This window comes from Geomonas edaphica (assembly GCF_004917075.1).
Taxonomy (GTDB): Bacteria; Desulfobacterota; Desulfuromonadia; order Geobacterales; family Geobacteraceae; genus Geomonas; species Geomonas edaphica.
Genome location: NZ_SSYB01000001.1, coordinates 1,210,787 through 1,227,074, shown reverse-complemented (window position 1 = coordinate 1,227,074; position 16,288 = coordinate 1,210,787). Strand labels below are relative to the sequence as shown.

Sequence of the window (16,288 nt, the reverse complement as noted above, 5' to 3'; positions counted from 1 at the left end):
GCCGTAGCGGGTCAAGGCAAGTATAGGCACAGGCCCGACTCAGGCAACCCTGCATCGGGCCTGGGGCCGTACGCAGCGGGCTGAAATTCCAATTAGACACTGAACATTCGAAAGATCCCGAAAAGTAATTTTGACATTGAACTCATGATCAATTATTATTTTTCTCCGTTAATTCTAGACGCGATGTGTGTTTGTGCCCTCTGAGAGTGGGATTCTTGTAATGCATTGGTTGAAATCACTACCGATTCATCTTCTGATTGTGTGCATGTTGATGATCATGGCGCTCCCCTCGGTCGCCCTGATCATCCATGCCGGGCTGCAGGGGCGCGCCGACGACCTGCGCCTCTCCACCCGTGCGACCACCTACCTCCTGGACAACATAGCCTCCGAGCTCAACAGCAAGGTCGAGGCGGCAGAGCAGACGATGGAGCTCCTCTCCCTCATGCCGCAGGTGCGCGGCAAGGAAGCCGCTGCGGTTGACCAGCTGCTTGCCGGGCTGCAGAAAAAATTCCCGATGTATGCGAACATCATGATCGTGGATCGCCAGGGTATGACCTGGGCGACCGCACTGCCCAGCGGTAGACCGGTGTCCCTCGCAGACAGGAAGGCCTTCAAGGACGCCAGGGACAGCGGCCATTTCTCGCCCGGGGAGTACACCGTGGGGAGAGCCAGCAAAAAACCCATCATCAACTTCGCCTACCCGCTCAAGGACGCGACCGGCGCCTTCCTTGGGGCGATCCTCTTCGGCATCGACCTCACCAACGTCGGCAACCTGCTGGAGGCGGCCAAGCTCCCGGCCGGCACCTCGTTCGGCATCTTTGACCACAAAGGTACCTTTCTCTATAGAACCATCGACCCCGAAAAGTTCATCGGCAAGTCGGACCGGACCAACCACTTCGAGAAGATGAAGAACGGGCCGGAGGCGGGGATCATTGACATCGTTTCAAACGACGGCATCCATCGTCTGTCTGCCTACCGTAAAATCCGGCTCAGACCGGAGCTTCCGCCCTACGCCTACATCAGGGGGGGGACACCGGTCGACATCATGCTCGAGGGGGCGAACCGGGAGTTCATCCTCAACCTGGGGGTCATGTTCCTGATACTCGTCTCCGTGTTCGGGCTCAACATCTGGCTCAGCAAACGGCTCATCGTGAACCGGATCAGCGCTTTGGAGCACGCCTCGCGCGCCCTGGCCGGTGGGGACCTGGAGGTCAGGGTCGGTCAGGAGGCAGGAGGGGGGGAACTCGGGAGGCTTGGGCTTTGCTTCGACGAGATGGCCGAGGCGCTTTGCTTCGAGCTGCAGGAACGGATGAAGAAGGAAGATGTGCTGCGGGAGAAGTCCGACCTGCTCGATCTTGCCCACGACGCCATCGTTCTGCTCGATATGGAAGGAACCATCCTGTACTGGAACCAGGGAGCAGCGGCCATCTACGGATACGCGCCGGAAGAGGCGATCGGGAAGGTGATCCACCCGCTTTTGGCGACCCGCTTCCCGAAAGCGCAAGAGGAGATCTACGAGGAACTGCGCCGCAACGGGCGCTGGGAGGGAAGGCTCACCCACACTACGGCTGCGGGCGCCGGTATCATCGTCAATAGCAGATGGGTCCTGCAGGTCGACAGGGAAAACCGCCCGTGGCGCATCATGGAGATCAACAGCGACATCACGGAGCGGGAGAGGTCGCAGCAGGAACTCCTGAAGATGCAAAAGCTGGAATCGCTTGGGGTATTGGCAGGTGGTATCGCCCACGACTTCAACAACATCCTGACCGGCATCATGGGGAACATCACCCTGGCCCAGATGACCCTAGGTGAGCCGGAACGCGGGAAAAAGCTTCTCCAGCAGGCGGAAAAGGCGTGTCAGCGAGCGTCTGAACTCTCCACCCAGCTCCTCACCTTCGCCAAGGGTGGGAAACCGATCAAAAAGTGTGTTGCGGCAAGACACTTGATCGAGGAGGCGGTGTCGCTCGCGCTGCGTGGGACGAGCGTGCTGAGCGTCCTGGATATTCCGGGCAACCTGCACCTGATAGAGGTCGACGAGGGGCAGATGCACCAGGTCTTCAACAACATCGCGATCAACGCGGTGCAGTCGATGCCGCGGGGAGGTACCTTTACCGTGAGCGCCATGAACATCTCCCTGGCCGACGAAAACCGTTTCGCCCTTCCATCCGGGGCTTACGTCAAGCTCCTGTTCACCGACACCGGGTGCGGCATCTCGGCAGAGGATCAGAAGAGGATCTTCGATCCATATTTCACCACAAAGGCGGCAGGGAAGGGGTTGGGGCTCTCCTCGGCCCACTCGGTAATTACGAGGCATGGTGGTTACATCACGGTGCACTCGCAGCCGGACCAGGGGACCACCCTGGAGATACTGCTGCCGGCCGCCAGGATGGAGGCCGCGGCAAAGACGGAAGCGACACAGGCGCAGAAGGCCACGGTGCAGCACGCGGCACGCAAGGTCCTGGTGATGGATGACGAGCAGATGATCCGCGATCTCATGGCCGAGATCCTCGCTACTTTGGGATGCACGGTCATTACCTGCTGCAACGGCAGCGAGGCTGTGGAACTGTACGCCGCCGCCATTGAGGACGCAGCACCCTTTGATGCGGTGATCATGGATCTGACCATACCTGGTGGAATGGGGGGGAAGGAGGCGGCCGGGCACATCCTGGAGATCGACAAAAATGCCTGCCTCATCGTCTCAAGCGGCTACTCCAACGACCCGATCATGTCCGATTACACCGCTTTCGGCTTTAAGGCGACCATGGCGAAACCCTACCGCGCCTCGGAAGTCTCCGCGGTGTTGGCCGACCTTCTCACACCGTCTATGCCTCACTGATTCACGCCACACCAAGCTCCTGCCCCGCGCATGCCGCACCAATTGCCACGTCGCACTCCTCTCTTTCTTTTCGCCTGATCTTCGCTCCCTCCCTTTTTGTAGTTGAAAAAAGAAACGCTTCTGGAAAACTCTGTGATTGGAAAATTCCAATCATTCAAGGGAGGCGTAAATGGCTAGCGCGATGTTTTGTCGGCAATGTGAGCAGGCGGCCCGCGGTGTGGGGTGCGACGTGATGGGGAACTGTGGCAAGGACCCGCAGGTTTCGGCCTTGTTGGACCTGATGATCCACGGGCTGCAGGGGGTGGCGCTCTACGCGAGCCGGGCGAGGGAGCTGGGGGCGAAAGACCAGGAGGTCGATCGTTTCATGCTGGACGGACTCTTCACCAGGGTCACCAACGTGAACTTCGACCCCGAAGACATCGCCCGACGCCTGCAGAAGTGTTACCAGATGAAGGAGAAGGCGAAGTCCCTCTACGAACAGACCTACCGGCAGCAAAAGGGGGGAGAGGCGCCGCAATTGACCGAGGAGGCCGCCCTGTGGCAGCCCGCAGCGGGGACGCAGGCGCTCATCGATCAGGGAAAGGAGCACGGCGTCCTCACCTGGCACCAGGATCCTAATCTTCTCTCCACCATCGAGATTCTCATCTACGGGCTCTTGGGGATGGGAGCCTTCGCGTGGCACGCCGCAGAGATGGGGAAGGAGGACGATGGCATCTACGAATTCATCCACCGCTCCCTCGGCGCGACGACGAACGGTGCGGCGACGCTCGAGGAGTTCGTCAACCTCTCCCTTGAGTGCGGCAAGTGGAACCTGCGCACCATGGAGCTGCTCTACGACGGCCACGCCGAGAACTTCCAGGCTCCCGAGCCGATGAAGGTGAACCTCGGGACGCGCGGCGGGAAGGGGATCGTCGTCTCTGGGCACGACCTCCCGATGCTGGAGGAGATCCTGAAGCAGAGCGAGGGGAAGGGGATCTACGTCTACACCCACGGCGAGATGCTTCCCGCCAACGGCTACCCCGGACTCAGGAAGTACCCGCATTTCGCCGGACACTTCGGCACCGCTTGGCAGAACCAGGCCCGTGAACTCCCAGACTTCAAGGGGGCCATCGTGTTCAACACCAACTGCATCCAGAAACCGGACCCCTCCTACACCGACCGTCTCTTCACCTGGGGCGAGGTGGCCTGGCCCGGCATCCCGCACCTCGAAGGGCACGATTTCACACCGGTTATTGACAAGGCCCTCGCGCTCCCCGACCTGCTTGAGAACCCGGGGCAGGAGATCCTCGTGGGATTCGGACACGAGGCGGTGTTCAAGGTGGCGGGCACCGTGGTGGACGCGGTGAAAAACGGCCTCGTGAAACGCTTCTTCCTGATCGGCGGCTGCGACGGGGCGAAGGCGGGAAGAAACTACTACACGGAACTGGCCGAGAAGGTGCCCAAGGACTGCGTGATCCTTACCCTTGCCTGCGGCAAGAACCGCTTCAACCGGCTCGAGTTCGGCGACATCGGCGGCATCCCCCGCCTGCTCGACGTCGGGCAATGTAACGACGCCTACTCTGCGATCCGCATCGCCGTTGCACTGGCGGACGCCTTTCAGTGCGAGGTGAACAACCTTCCGCTCTCCATGATCCTCTCTTGGTACGAGCAGAAGGCGCACGTGATCCTGCTCACCCTGCTCCATCTTGGCATAAAGGGGATCCGGCTCGGTCCCACGCTGCCGGCCTACGTCTCGCCGGCAGTGCTCGACTTCCTGGTACAAAATTACGATCTCGGCCCGATCACAACGCCGGATGAGGATTTGAGGCACGCGCTGGGGCAATAACGAGGCGAGAATAGAGACGGAAAAAGGCGTCCGGCATCCCCGGGCGCCTTTTTCGTGCGGCGCGGCGATTATCATTAACGTTTTATCCTCACCAGCCGATACGATATGGGTGTGTGATCCTGTATCGCGTGAGACTTCCCTATGCAACTCTGGCTCAAACTCCTATTTAGCTACCTGGCCGTCATCTGTGCCACCCTCATCCTCGCTGTTGGAGGTATCAGCGGCGCCCAGCACGTCAAAGACAGCTTCAATAAGGTGAACCGCGAGGTGATCCCGCATCTGCTCGCCTTGAAGGATCTGCGCTACGCCGGGCTACGCATCGTCTCCTCCTCGATGGAGTATGCCTTTCTCACGACGGTGACGATGGAGGAGCAGGGGAAGCGTCGCGGTGACGCACGGCAGGAGGAGGTCCGGCTCATCGAAGAGGGGAGAGAGCGCTTCCTTATGAGCCTCGCCGACTGCAGGAGCATGCTGGCGCAGGGGAGGGAACCGCACCCCATCGAACGGACCGGAAAGGCCCTGCTCACGGCATCCCGGGACTACCTCGCCGTAGTGGACGCGCGTCCTTCGGCGCGGCGTTTGCTCGACGCGAAGGAGCGCTTCGAACGCGCGGAACAGGAGTTCCTGAAGGAGGTGAACTCCGCGCACGACCAAGAGATGGAAACCCTCGGCCGCCATGTGGCCGGCACCTTCGAGAGCCTTACCAGTGCGCTCAAATTGTTAGCGGTCCTTTCGGCTGTCGCCATTATCGGCGCCCTTGCCTCGGGACTTGCCATCTCCTTCTCCATCTCCCGCAGGATGCGCCTCCTCAAGGAGGCAGCGCTCCAGGTCGCCGCGGGGCGACGCGACATCGTGCTTCCCGTGACGGCACACGACGAGATCACCTCGGTCTCCATGTGCTTCAATGCGATGGTGGAGAGACTCAGGGAGTACGACTCGGAGCTTGATGCCGCCAACAGCTACCTCGACAGCGTCATCGCCACCATGCCGGAGGCCCTGACCGTCGTTTCCGGCGATGGCATGATCCTCGACGTAAACCGCGCAACGGAGTTGATGTTCGGCTACGCGCGGGAGGAACTGGTCGGACGTCCTTTTGCGGACCTGTTCCTGGAGCGGCACAGGGGCGAAGCCCTGGTCGCCACGGTGACGGGGAGTGCGGGGCTGGTCGAGGAGGAGGCGATGCTTTCTTCGAGGGACGGCCGGCAACTGCACGTGAGCCTCAGCGCGACCATGCTCGACCACAACGGTGCGAAAGAGCGCTTCCTCTGCCTGAGCCACGACGTCACGAAGCGCAAGCAGGCGGAACAGGAGGTGCATAATCTCGCCTACTTCGACCAGTTGACCGGCCTCGCCAACCGGACCCTGTTCTACGACCGCACCGCGCAGGCACTTGCGCGCTGCCGGCGCTACGGTGAATTCTTCGCCATCCTCTTCTTCGACCTCGATCACTTCAAGGACGTGAATGACACTATGGGACACCACGCCGGGGACGCCCTGCTCCAACTCGTGGTGCACCGTATAAGCGGCATCGTGCGTGCAAGCGACACCTTTGCGAGGCTTGGTGGTGACGAGTTCGCCATCCTCTGCTCCTCGGTAGCAGGCCCCGAAGGGGCGGCAACACTCGCGGAGAAGCTCCTCGCGCTCGTGAAGGACCCATTCGAGGTCGACGGCCGTCAGATATACACCGGGGCGAGCATCGGCATAGTGCTCTTCCCCGAGGACGGCTCCGACATCGCCACGCTCCTTAAAAACGCCGACCTCGCCATGTATGCGGCCAAGGGGGCAGGGGGGAACCAGTACCAGTTCTTCTCCGAGACGCTGAACATGAAGGCGCAGGAGCGGGCAACCATCGAGCGGGCGTTGCGCGAGGCGCTCGATAAGGAGCAGATCTCCGTGCATTACCAGCCGCAGATTCAATTGCAAACGGGGAGGGTGGTCGCCATGGAGGCGCTCGCCCGCTGGTACGATGAGAACCTGGGCGCCGTACCCCCCGCCCGCTTCATACCGGTCGCGGAGCAGACCGGTCTCATCAGGGAGCTGGGGGCGTGGGTGCTGAAGACGGCATGCGCGCAATGCAAGCAGTGGCACCTGAACGGGCACCCCATCGCCATCAGCGTCAACGTCTCGATAAAGCAGGTCATGCAGGAGGATTTTTCGGAGATGGTGGTGGATACCCTGCTCGAGACCGGGCTGGAGCCCAAGTTCCTCGACCTGGAGCTCACCGAAAGCATGCTGATGGACAACGCCGCGGAATCGGTGGCGCTTCTGCGCATGTTCAAGTCGCTAGGTGTGAAGATATCCATCGATGACTTCGGGACCGGGTATTCCTCCTTGAGCTACATGAAAAACTTCTCCGTGGATCGTATCAAGATCGATCAGTCCTTCGTCCGCGACATCACCATCCGCGAGGACGCCGCCGGCATCGTGAAGGCCATCGTCGCCATCGGTCACAGCATGGGGGTAACCGTGATCGCGGAAGGGGTCGAGTCGAAGGAGGAGGAAGCGAAGCTCCGCGCGTGCCGCTGCGACGAGGTGCAGGGGTACCTGTACGCGAGACCGATGCCCGCGGCTGAGGCCGAGGCGTATCTGCGTGCGACGGATAGTCCTAAATCGGCTTCCCGGCTTGATGGTAGTTAGGGTAGTTAGTTGCAGGGGAACCCGGCGCAAGGGGACGGATGGTATTGCTGCAGCAACAACAAAGGCACCCACGATGGCGGGTGCCTTTGTTGTTTTCGGAGATGGGGTCCTTCAGCCAGCGCATCAGGAGCCTACGGCTTCAGCACGCTCGGCTCGAAGTTGTAGGTGGCGAAATAGTCTTCCAGTGTCTCGGCGCGGCGGATCAGTTCGACGCTGCCGTCGGCGCGCAGCATAAGCTCCTTCGGGCGCAGACGCCCGTTGTACTGAAAGCCCATGGCGTGACCGTGGGCGCCGGAGTCGTGGATCACCACCAGGTCGCCGTCCTCGATCGGGGGAAGCTCGCGCTGGATGGCGAACTTGTCGTTGTTCTCGCACAGCGAGCCGACCACGTCGTACACCTCGCTGCGCTCAACGCCTTCTTTGCCGAGGACGTCGATGTGGTGATAGGAGCCGTAAAGCGCCGGGCGCATCAGCGAGGACATACAGGCGTCGAGGCCTATGTACTTTCTGTAGGTGTCCTTACTGTTGATGGCGGTGGAGACCAGGGCGCCGTGCGGGCCGGTCATGAAACGGCCGCTCTCCATGAACATGGCCGGTGCGTGGCCGTGGCGCTCGCGGAATGCGTTGAAGAGCGCGGTGATCTCGGCGGACATGGTGTTCAGGTCGAGCGCCTTCTGGTCCGGGCGGTAGGGGATGCCGAAGCCGCCGCCGACGTTCACGAACTCGAAGGTGATGCCGAGGGCCGCCTCGACCTCAGCCGCCACCTCGAGGACCATGCGCGCCGTCTCGACGATGTAGGTGTAGTCGAGCTCGTTGGAGGCGACCATGGTGTGCAGGCCGAAACGGGTGGCGCCGCGCTCCTTGGCCTTGCGATACGCCTCGACCACCTGCTCGTGGGAGACGCCGTACTTCGCCTCCTCCGGGTTGCCGATGATGACGTTGCCGGTGCGGCGCGGGCCCGGATTGTAGCGGAAGCAGATGAGCTCGGGGAAGACCGGCACCTTGTCCACGAGGGAGATGTCGTCGAGGTTCAGGATGCAGCCGCCGTCCTTGGCCGCGAAGTCGAACTCCTCACGGCTCGTATTGTTGGAGGTGAACATGATGTCTTCGGGCTTTGCGCCGAGTTCACGGGCGAGGATCACTTCCGGGATCGAGCTGCAGTCGAAGCCGAAGCCCATTTCCTTCATGAGCTTCAGGATCTCGCGGTTCGGCAGCGCCTTGACCGCGAAGAATTCGCGGAAACCGGGGATGCCGGAGAAGGCCTTGACGAGGCCTGCGCCGGTCTCCCGGATGCCGGTTTCATCGTAGATGTGGAACGGGGTGTTGAAGTGCTTGTCGATCTCGGGGAGCCTGGGGAACAGACGGTCTTTGAAAGAAGCGGACATCGGCATGATCGTGATTCTCCTTCGCAGTATTTAGATGGTTTCTGTTGCGTTCGATATATCAGTGACGGCCGTTGCCGTTGTGTTCGGTAAGATCCACCCGCCTGGTCTCCTTCACCGTTTCCAGGACCACCTGTGTCCTGATCGACCTGACTCCCTCGAGCGCTCTGATCTCCCCGAGTATCCTGGCTAGGGTGGTGTGGTCGGCGGTTCTAAGCTTGACGAGGAACCCGTCCGGGCCTACCACCTGGTGCACCTCCTGGACCGAGGGGACCTCGGCGAGCGCCTGTGCCGTCGCTGCGCCGTCGCTTTCCACCTGCACGAAGGCGGATAGCCCCTGGTGGAAGCAGGCGGGGTTCAGCCGCACCTCGTACCCCTCGATGATGCCGCGCTCCTCCAGCTTGCGGATGCGCTCCAGCACCGCCGACGGTGCCATGCCGACCTGCCTTGCGACTTCGGCGTTCGGTATCCTCGCCTTCTCCTGAAGGATTTCCAGTATGTGGATGTCTATTTCGTCGAACATTCTTGTTTACACCTTTCTGGACGAATTTTATTCATTTTTGCAAGTGGTGTAAAGAATTATTTTCGGGCGGGGGCGCGGCATGCGGTGCTCGTGTCGTTTTGTGTGGCGCAACGGGAGCCGCGGCCGGTAAAATGGGGATATGCAGGAGAAAAATCGGCGGTATACAGCTGTTGAGGAGGCAATAGGAGGACGACATGAAAAGGATGATGTGGCTTCTGATGGTGATCTTCTTTGCGCTGGCCGGAAGCGGTGCCGCGCACGAGAAGAAGATGGCGCAGTCGGCGGTAAAAACGATCATCGTCGTACCGAACGACATACAGTGGCAGGCAGGCCCCCCGGCCATTCCGGGCGCGCAGATGGCCGTGCTGGATGGGGACTTATCCAAGTCGGGATTCTTCGTGGCGAGGCTCAAGCTCCCGGCGGGGGCGCGCATAGCGCCGCATTTCCATGACAACGTCGAGAGGGTGACGGTGATTTCCGGGAACATCAAGCTGGCCATGGGCATGACGCAGGAAAACCCCGTCACGCTCCCGGCGGGGAGCTACTTCTCAATCAAACCGAAGACGGTCCACAACGCCTGGGTCGACGAGGAGACCGTTGTGCAGATCTCAACGCGCGGGCCATGGTCGATGCACGCGGTGAAGGGAGAAAAGTGAGGAGAGGATAGTGAGGACGTAACCTACATGGAGGCATGAATGAAAAAGGGACCAGCCTACCGGTTGGTCCCTTCTTTGTATTTCGGATCAGACGCAAGCCTGTCCGGCACGCTTCCAGCGCCGGTGCATCCAGTACCACTGCGCCGGATGCGCGGCCACGAAATTCTCCACGTATTGCGACAGCGCCTGCGTTTCTTTCTGGATGCCGCAGTCACTCATGTCCCGGCTGAGGGTGTGCTCAGGGTAAAAGGTGATCACGTGGTGGTCTCCATCCCTGTGGATGAAGACGGGGAGCAGCGGGGCGCCGCTTTTGCGGGCCAGTAACACTGGAGCCTTGGAGGCCCATGCCTTGCGCCCCATCATGCTCACCAGTACGCCGTCTTCGGGCGAGGCAGCCTGGTCCGCGAGGATCCCGACCAGATCGCCGGAGCGCAAAGCGGAAAGGATGCCCCGGAAGGCCCCTTTCTTGTAGATCACGCGGCTGTTGTAGCTCATGCGCATCCGTTCGACCATCCGGTTGAAGTGAGGGTTGTTCTGGCGCCTTGCCACTACGGCGCCGTCGCCTAATAGGCGCCCCAGAGCGAGGGCCATCAACTCCCAGTTCCCGCAGTGGCCGCTGAAGCAGATGATCCCTTTATTTTTTGCCTTCGCCGCTTCGTAGTGCTCAAGCCCCCTCAACTCGATGCCGGCGATGAGGTGCTCGCCGCGACCGTGGTAAAGCTTGCAGATCTCGATAAGCGATGTGCCGAGGTTACCGTAAGCCTGCGTGGCAAGTAGGGCTGTCTCTTTGCCAGGCGTGCACCAAAGAGGGTGGCCGACCAGGTAGACAAGTGCGTTTTCCAGGTTGTCCAAAACGATGTCCCGGCGCTTGGGCAAAAGTCGCCACATCACTGACCCGACCACGGCTCCCACACGCTGGGTTGACGCGACCGGGAAACCCGCGCCGACCAAGGTGAGACAGTAAAAAACTGCCGCCTGGACTTTCCAAAACAGTTCGCCCATTGACATCTCCAGAAGCTGCTTCGTTACGCCTCGTTCTCACTGTCCGCCGTGGGCTGATCTTCAGCCTCGGTCTCAGAATCGGCGGTGTCCTTCTGTTGCTTGCGCAGCGCCTTTTCGTCCTGTTTCTTCTTACGGTCCAATTCTTTTTGACGCTTCTGAAACTTGAAATTCGTGTGTGCCATAGGCGCTCCTTCACAAAAAAGATGCGTTTCGTGTCGCGCGGACAATGTTTTTTTCTGCACAGCTTTTGAATCAAGCCGCCGGGACATACTGAATTACCGTCATTGAAATAGCAAGCAGTTTCAATTTTTGCAGATTCGGATCATATGTTTATCTCTCAAGTTGCTGTTTGCATAGGGTATTATACAAGTCCGAGTCGATATTACTCTTTAATGCTTCGTGTGCAAAAGCATAAAAACGGTTACCGTTGACATATTTATTTCGTAAACACATCTATTAAATAGCTTGCTTAAGTTATCCATAGCTGTTACGGTGACTGTTAAATTCGGCACGTTGCCGAACACAATCAGCAACACTTGGAGAAAGAATCACATGGCAAACGGTACTGTAAAATGGTTTAACGACAGCAAGGGGTTTGGTTTTCTGGAGCAGGAGAACGGTGACGATGTTTTCTGTCACTTCTCCGCGATCAGCGGCGACGGGTTCAAATCCCTGGCGGAAGGCGATAGCGTGACGTTCGACGTCGTGAAGGGACCGAAAGGTCTTCAGGCCGCCAACGTGCAAAGGGTTTAACCGCACGATCAAGCCTATGCACAAAGGAAGTGGCCCCAATGGTTAAAGCCAGGGGCCACTTTTTGTTACAAGCCTCTCCGCACCGCCCTCCCGGCTCAACTGCCGATTCGACTTTCCTGGCCACTCCTGAACCCGGCGTATCCGTCTGCCGTCACAACTCAAGTGGCAAGATGCCTCCCGAAAACGTCCTTGGGGAATAGGGGGGACACCACGCAGTCGGGTAATCGTTGATTGGGTGCTGCCCCGTGGCCGTAAGTTGCCTTTCATGCTGCAGACAAAAAGGGGAATAAGATGTCAATCAAACGCGGGGATGTCGTGGGTCATTGCGCAGCTGTCGAGTGGGGCTCGGGCAAGGTCGTCGAGGTGACGGCGAAGTGGGTCTCCATTCATTTCAATGACGGGGTGATCAGAAAGATCGCATGTTCCCATTTCGAAAAATTGACGCCGGCGGAGTCAAGCTCATTCAAGCCGGTTCCGTCGGTGGCGACCAAAGTCGCCGTTGAGGCTGTCGGCAAGGTGAAAAAGCGTGCGGGGCGCAAGGCTGCCTGATAAGCGCCAGGCGAGAAGACGCAGGGCGGCTTTAACTAAAGCAAAAAAAGAGAGGGATCAGCCATTACGGCGATCCCTCTTTGCGTTATGGGTGCGGTTGCGAATACGCTGCTAACCGGCGGCGTGCCGCAAGCGCACCTGCCGTGCGGCATCCACCATGTTGGCAAGTGACGCCTCGATCTCTGGCCAGCCTCGGGTCTTCAGGCCGCAATCCGGGTTAACCCAAAGCCGTTCCACGGGAAGGACCTCGCAGGCGAGTTCCAGCAGCGCGACCATCTCCTCGATGGACGGGACACGCGGGGAGTGGATGTCGTAGATGCCGGGGCCCACGTCGTTGGGATACCCCTGCTGCCGGAAATTCCCCAGAAGCTCCATCCGTGAGCGGGACGACTCGATGGATAGGACGTCGGCATCCATGGCGACGATGGAGGCGAGTATGTCGCCGAACTCCGAGTAGCACATGTGGGTGTGGATCTGGGTCTCGTCCCTCACCCCGGAGGTGGCGAGGCGGAACGCCTCCACCGCCCACTCGAGGTATGCGGACCACTCGCCGCGCCTAAGCGGCAGCCCTTCCCGGATGGCAGGCTCGTCCACCTGGATCATTGCGATCCCCGCCTGTTCCAGGTCGGCCACCTCGTCGCGCAGCGCAAGGGCGATCTGCCGGCAGGTTTCCGAGCGGGGCTGGTCGTTGCGCACGAAGGACCACTGCAGGATGGTGACCGGGCCGGTGAGCATCCCTTTCACCGGTCGTTCGCTCAAAGACTGGGCGTAGCGGCTCCAGTCTACGGTCATCGGGTGGGGGCGCGCCACGTCTCCGAAGAGCACCGGCGGCTTTACGCAGCGCGAGCCGTAGCTCTGCACCCAGCCGTTTTGCGTGAAGGCAAACCCTTCCAACTGCTCTCCGAAGTATTCCACCATGTCAGTGCGCTCGAACTCACCGTGCACCAGCACGTCGAGCCCGAGCTTTTCCTGTTTCTTAACGCAAAGCCTGATCTCTTCCTTCATGAAGTCGTCGTACCCTGCACTGTCGAGGGAACCGCTGCGCCACTTGGACCGCGCTTCGCGCACCTGCTTTGACTGCGGGAAGGAGCCAATGGTGGTGGTGGGGAGAAGCGGCAGGCCGTAATGTTCCTTCTGGCGGGCGATTCGAACGGGGAATGGAGAAGTGCGCCGCAGCATCCCCTGGGTCAGCTGTTCGGCCCGGCGCCTGACTTCCGGGTTGGAGGTCGCCGCGGCCGCGCGTCTTCTTGCCAGCGCCGACGAGGCCTGTCCCCAGAAAGCGTCTTCAGGTTTTTCGCCTTCCGCCGCGTCGGCCAGGGCGCGGACCTCGGCCACCTTCTGCGCCGCGAATGCCATCCAGCTTTTAAGCTCCGGGTCGAGCCTCATTTCCGCGTCCAGATCGACCGGAACGTGGAGCAGCGAGCATGAGGTGGCGACCATGACGCGCTCGCTTCCAAGCTTCGTTACGGCTTGCCGGATCGTCCGGTGCGCTTGCTCCAGGTCGCAGCGCCAGACGTTGCGGCCGTCGACCACGCCAAGGGAGAGTTTCATCTGCGCGGGGAGCGCGGCAAGCACGGCATCGAGCTCGGCCGGGGCGCGGACGAGATCGATGTGCAGCGCCTCGCATCCCGATACCGTGACTAGGGAGAGGTTGTCACCGATCGAGCCGAAGTAGGTGGCGATCAACAGCGCCGGCCGTTTCGGGCAGGCGCTGAGGCGGGCAAGGGCGGAGCTGTAGGCTTGCCGGCTTTTGCCGTCCAGGTCGAAGCAGAGGCCGGGCTCGTCCAATTGAAGCCAAGTGACCCCGTGACCGGCAAGCAGCGCGAAGAGCTCCTCGTACACGGGCAGGAGGCGCTCCAGAAGGTCGAGCGTGTCGCTTCCGGCGGGAGCTTCGCCGGCGAACTTGGAGAGCTTCAGGAAGGTGACCGGCCCCGGGATGACGGGGCGTGCCGCGATGCCGAGCGCCTGCGCCTCGGTGAGCTCCGCCATGATCTTGCTGGGATCCAGTTTGAAGGCCTGGTTCGGTTCTAGTTCCGGGACGATGTAATGGTAGTTCGTGTCGAACCACTTGGTCATCTCGAGAGGGGAAAGGTCGATCCCGGCGCCGCGGTCCTGGATGCCGCGCGCCATGGCAAAGTAGCGGTTCAGTGGCGTGGCGATCCCGGCAAAGCGCGGCGGGACCGCTCCGACCGTTACCGCCATGTCCAGCATGTGGTCGTAAAGGGAGAAGTCGTTGCATGGAATCTGGTCCAGGCCCGCTTCCTTCATGAAGTGCCAGTGACGGCTGCGGATCTCCTGGGCCGTGGCAAGGAGCGACTCTGCCGGAGTGGCGCCGCTCCAGTACGCTTCGAGTGCCTTTTTCAGATCCCGCGCTATACCGATTCTCGGGTGACCTAACACAGTTGCAAGCACCGCCATAATTTGTTTCTCCTATTGTCTGTCTATGACTGGTAACAAGGTGCCGTTGTCCGACAAGTTGAACATTTTAACAGCTTCGGCGCGATGTGCAGCTTAAAGAGGGGGGAGGGGGGATGCGTTATCAGACACCACACTGGCAAGCCAGTCACGAGGGAAGGCACTTCTGCGGCTTATGACCGTTGCGACGCAATTTGTCATTGACTACGTCCGGCATCAAATATAATGTGTTCCCGGTTCTTTACCGTCCGCATGCCTCGGGCGGGCGGGTCGCCAATCATACAGATCGCGGGGTCCAATACATCATGAGGAAATACCTGCTGCTGCTTTTGGTGCTGGTCTGTGCTTCCACCTCGGATGCCTCGTTGAAAGGGACGCATCGCTTCTTCTCTGAACCTTTCAAAAGCGGCCCTGAGGTGACGAAGACCTGCGCCGGTTGCCATGACAAGCTGACCAAACAGATCATGCAGACGGTGCACTGGAACTGGGGCAAGAAGCAGACGATCAATGGCAAGATCGTCGACTACGGCAAGAAGAACGCCCTCGGTAATTCCTTCTGTCTCGCCGTCCCGTCCAACCTTTCCGCATGCACCAGTTGCCACGCCGGTTACGGGTGGAAGGACAGCACCTTCGATTTCGGCAACACCGACAATATAGATTGTCTCGTCTGTCACGAGACGAACGGCGCCTACAAGAAGTTCCCGCTGGGATCGGGGCATCCGGTCTACCAGGGGGAGAAAAAGGAATTCCCACCGGGAAAGGTGTGGGAGCCTGTCGACCTCCTCGCCGCGGCGCGTTCCATAGAGCGTCCCTCGCGTGCGGCGTGCGGCGCCTGCCACTTCTACAGCGGCGGCGGTGACAACTACAAGCACGGCGACCTTGACTCGACCCTTGCCAATCCGAGCGGCGACTACGACGTGCACATGGGGGCAAAGGGGCTTACCTGCGAGTCTTGCCACAAAGCGCCTGACCACGATGTGAAAGGGGAGGCGCTTTCCGTTTCGCCCGGCTCGGGTCCCCGCGCCATGGGGTGCACCGACTGTCACAAGGGCGACGTTCACGCCATCAGGATCTTGAACATACATATGAGGCGCGTCGCCTGCCAGACCTGCCACATCCCGACCTTCGCCAAGGGAAGCCCGACGGTGCTGTCGTGGGACTGGTCGGCCGCGGGTAAGAGCGCCGCCGAGGGGGCAGACCCGCTCAAGATCTACGACAAGGCGCGTGGCGAGTTGGTGCTCGGCAAGGACCTCGTTCCGACCTACATGTGGTACAACGGGACGGTGGAGCGGGTTTTCATGGGCGACAAGATCGATCCCGGCAATGTGGTGCGGCTTTCCGCTCCTCGCGGTGATCGCTCGGACCCGCAGTCGAAGATCTTCCCGTTCAAGGTACTGAAGGCGAAACAGCCTTACGATCTGGAGAACCGGATCATAGCTGTCCCTAATATCTTCGGGCCGGCCGACAGCGAGACGGCCTATTCCGCTACCTTCGACTGGAACAAGGCGATCGAGGCGGGGATGAAGGCGGCCGGGCTGCCCTACAGCGGGAAGTACGGCTGGGTGGAAACAACCACGGTGTGGTCGCTGAACCACATGGTGGTGCCAAAGGAAAAGGCGATCAGGTGCCGGCACTGCCACGGCGAGAACGGACGCATCGACTGGAAGGGGCTCGGGTACCCGAAGGACCCGCGCGGTTAGCCGTCAAGAC

General features: G+C 60.5%; 12 protein-coding genes. 7 read left to right on the top strand and 5 right to left on the bottom strand.

Translation table 11 applies throughout. The features are described from left to right. Positions 1–265: 265 nt before the first annotated feature. The 3 genes from E8K79_RS05340 to E8K79_RS21570 all read left to right on the top strand — a co-directional run bounded on the left by E8K79_RS05340 (position 266) and on the right by E8K79_RS21570 (position 7,298). Positions 266–2,836: a hybrid sensor histidine kinase/response regulator gene (locus E8K79_RS05340; protein ID WP_162604597.1), complete on the top strand. Its 2,571-nt coding sequence runs from the start codon at positions 266–268 to the stop codon at positions 2,834–2,836. 169 nt (positions 2,837–3,005) lie between these two features. Next, positions 3,006–4,661, top strand: a complete 1,656-nt coding sequence (gene hcp, locus E8K79_RS05335; protein WP_136513791.1) for a hydroxylamine reductase — start codon at positions 3,006–3,008, stop codon at positions 4,659–4,661. Between the two features lie 141 nt (positions 4,662–4,802). Continuing rightward, positions 4,803–7,298 (top strand): putative bifunctional diguanylate cyclase/phosphodiesterase, encoded by a 2,496-nt coding sequence (locus E8K79_RS21570; protein ID WP_136513790.1) that lies wholly within the window; start codon positions 4,803–4,805, stop codon positions 7,296–7,298. Positions 7,299–7,429: 131 nt separating this feature from the next. Here E8K79_RS21570 and E8K79_RS05325 read toward each other — a convergent pair whose 3' ends face one another. Then, positions 7,430–8,689, bottom strand: coding sequence for a diaminopimelate decarboxylase (locus E8K79_RS05325; RefSeq protein WP_135871270.1), 1,260 nt, complete (start codon positions 8,687–8,689; stop codon positions 7,430–7,432). Positions 8,690–8,741: 52 nt separating this feature from the next. Further along, positions 8,742–9,203, bottom strand: coding sequence for an Lrp/AsnC family transcriptional regulator (locus E8K79_RS05320; protein ID WP_135871272.1), 462 nt, complete (start codon positions 9,201–9,203; stop codon positions 8,742–8,744). A gap of 194 nt (positions 9,204–9,397) precedes the next feature. On the opposite strand from E8K79_RS05320, the gene E8K79_RS05315 reads away from it, so the two are divergent. Further along, on the top strand, positions 9,398–9,859 hold the full coding sequence (locus tag E8K79_RS05315; RefSeq protein ID WP_136513789.1) for a cupin domain-containing protein: 462 nt from the start codon (positions 9,398–9,400) through the stop codon (positions 9,857–9,859). 87 nt (positions 9,860–9,946) lie between these two features. On the opposite strand, the gene E8K79_RS05310 is transcribed toward E8K79_RS05315, so the two are convergent. Further along, the gene (locus E8K79_RS05310; RefSeq protein ID WP_136513788.1) at positions 9,947–10,861 is read right to left on the bottom strand and encodes a lysophospholipid acyltransferase family protein; all 915 of its coding nucleotides are present in this window, start codon (positions 10,859–10,861) and stop codon (positions 9,947–9,949) included. Positions 10,862–10,884: 23 nt separating this feature from the next. Further along, the gene (locus E8K79_RS21235; protein ID WP_198419774.1) at positions 10,885–11,043 is read right to left on the bottom strand and encodes a hypothetical protein; all 159 of its coding nucleotides are present in this window, start codon (positions 11,041–11,043) and stop codon (positions 10,885–10,887) included. Positions 11,044–11,413: 370 nt separating this feature from the next. Here E8K79_RS21235 and E8K79_RS05305 point away from each other — a divergent pair, with 370 nt between their 5' ends. Both E8K79_RS05305 and E8K79_RS05300 read left to right on the top strand, forming a co-directional pair. Then, positions 11,414–11,614 carry a cold-shock protein gene (locus E8K79_RS05305; protein WP_135871276.1) on the top strand — a complete coding sequence of 67 codons (201 nt, stop codon included), beginning with the start codon at positions 11,414–11,416 and terminating at the stop codon, positions 11,612–11,614. Between the two features lie 291 nt (positions 11,615–11,905). Beyond that, the gene (locus E8K79_RS05300) at positions 11,906–12,163 is read left to right on the top strand and encodes a DUF3553 domain-containing protein (RefSeq protein WP_136513787.1); all 258 of its coding nucleotides are present in this window, start codon (positions 11,906–11,908) and stop codon (positions 12,161–12,163) included. A gap of 111 nt (positions 12,164–12,274) precedes the next feature. Here E8K79_RS05300 and metE read toward each other — a convergent pair whose 3' ends face one another. Beyond that, positions 12,275–14,581, bottom strand: coding sequence for a 5-methyltetrahydropteroyltriglutamate--homocysteine S-methyltransferase (gene metE / locus E8K79_RS05295; RefSeq protein WP_136513786.1), 2,307 nt, complete (start codon positions 14,579–14,581; stop codon positions 12,275–12,277). A 302-nt stretch (positions 14,582–14,883) separates the two neighbouring features. Here metE and E8K79_RS05290 point away from each other — a divergent pair, with 302 nt between their 5' ends. Next, positions 14,884–16,278, top strand: a complete 1,395-nt coding sequence (locus tag E8K79_RS05290; protein WP_136513785.1) for a tetrathionate reductase family octaheme c-type cytochrome — start codon at positions 14,884–14,886, stop codon at positions 16,276–16,278. Positions 16,279–16,288: the final 10 nt, after the last annotated feature.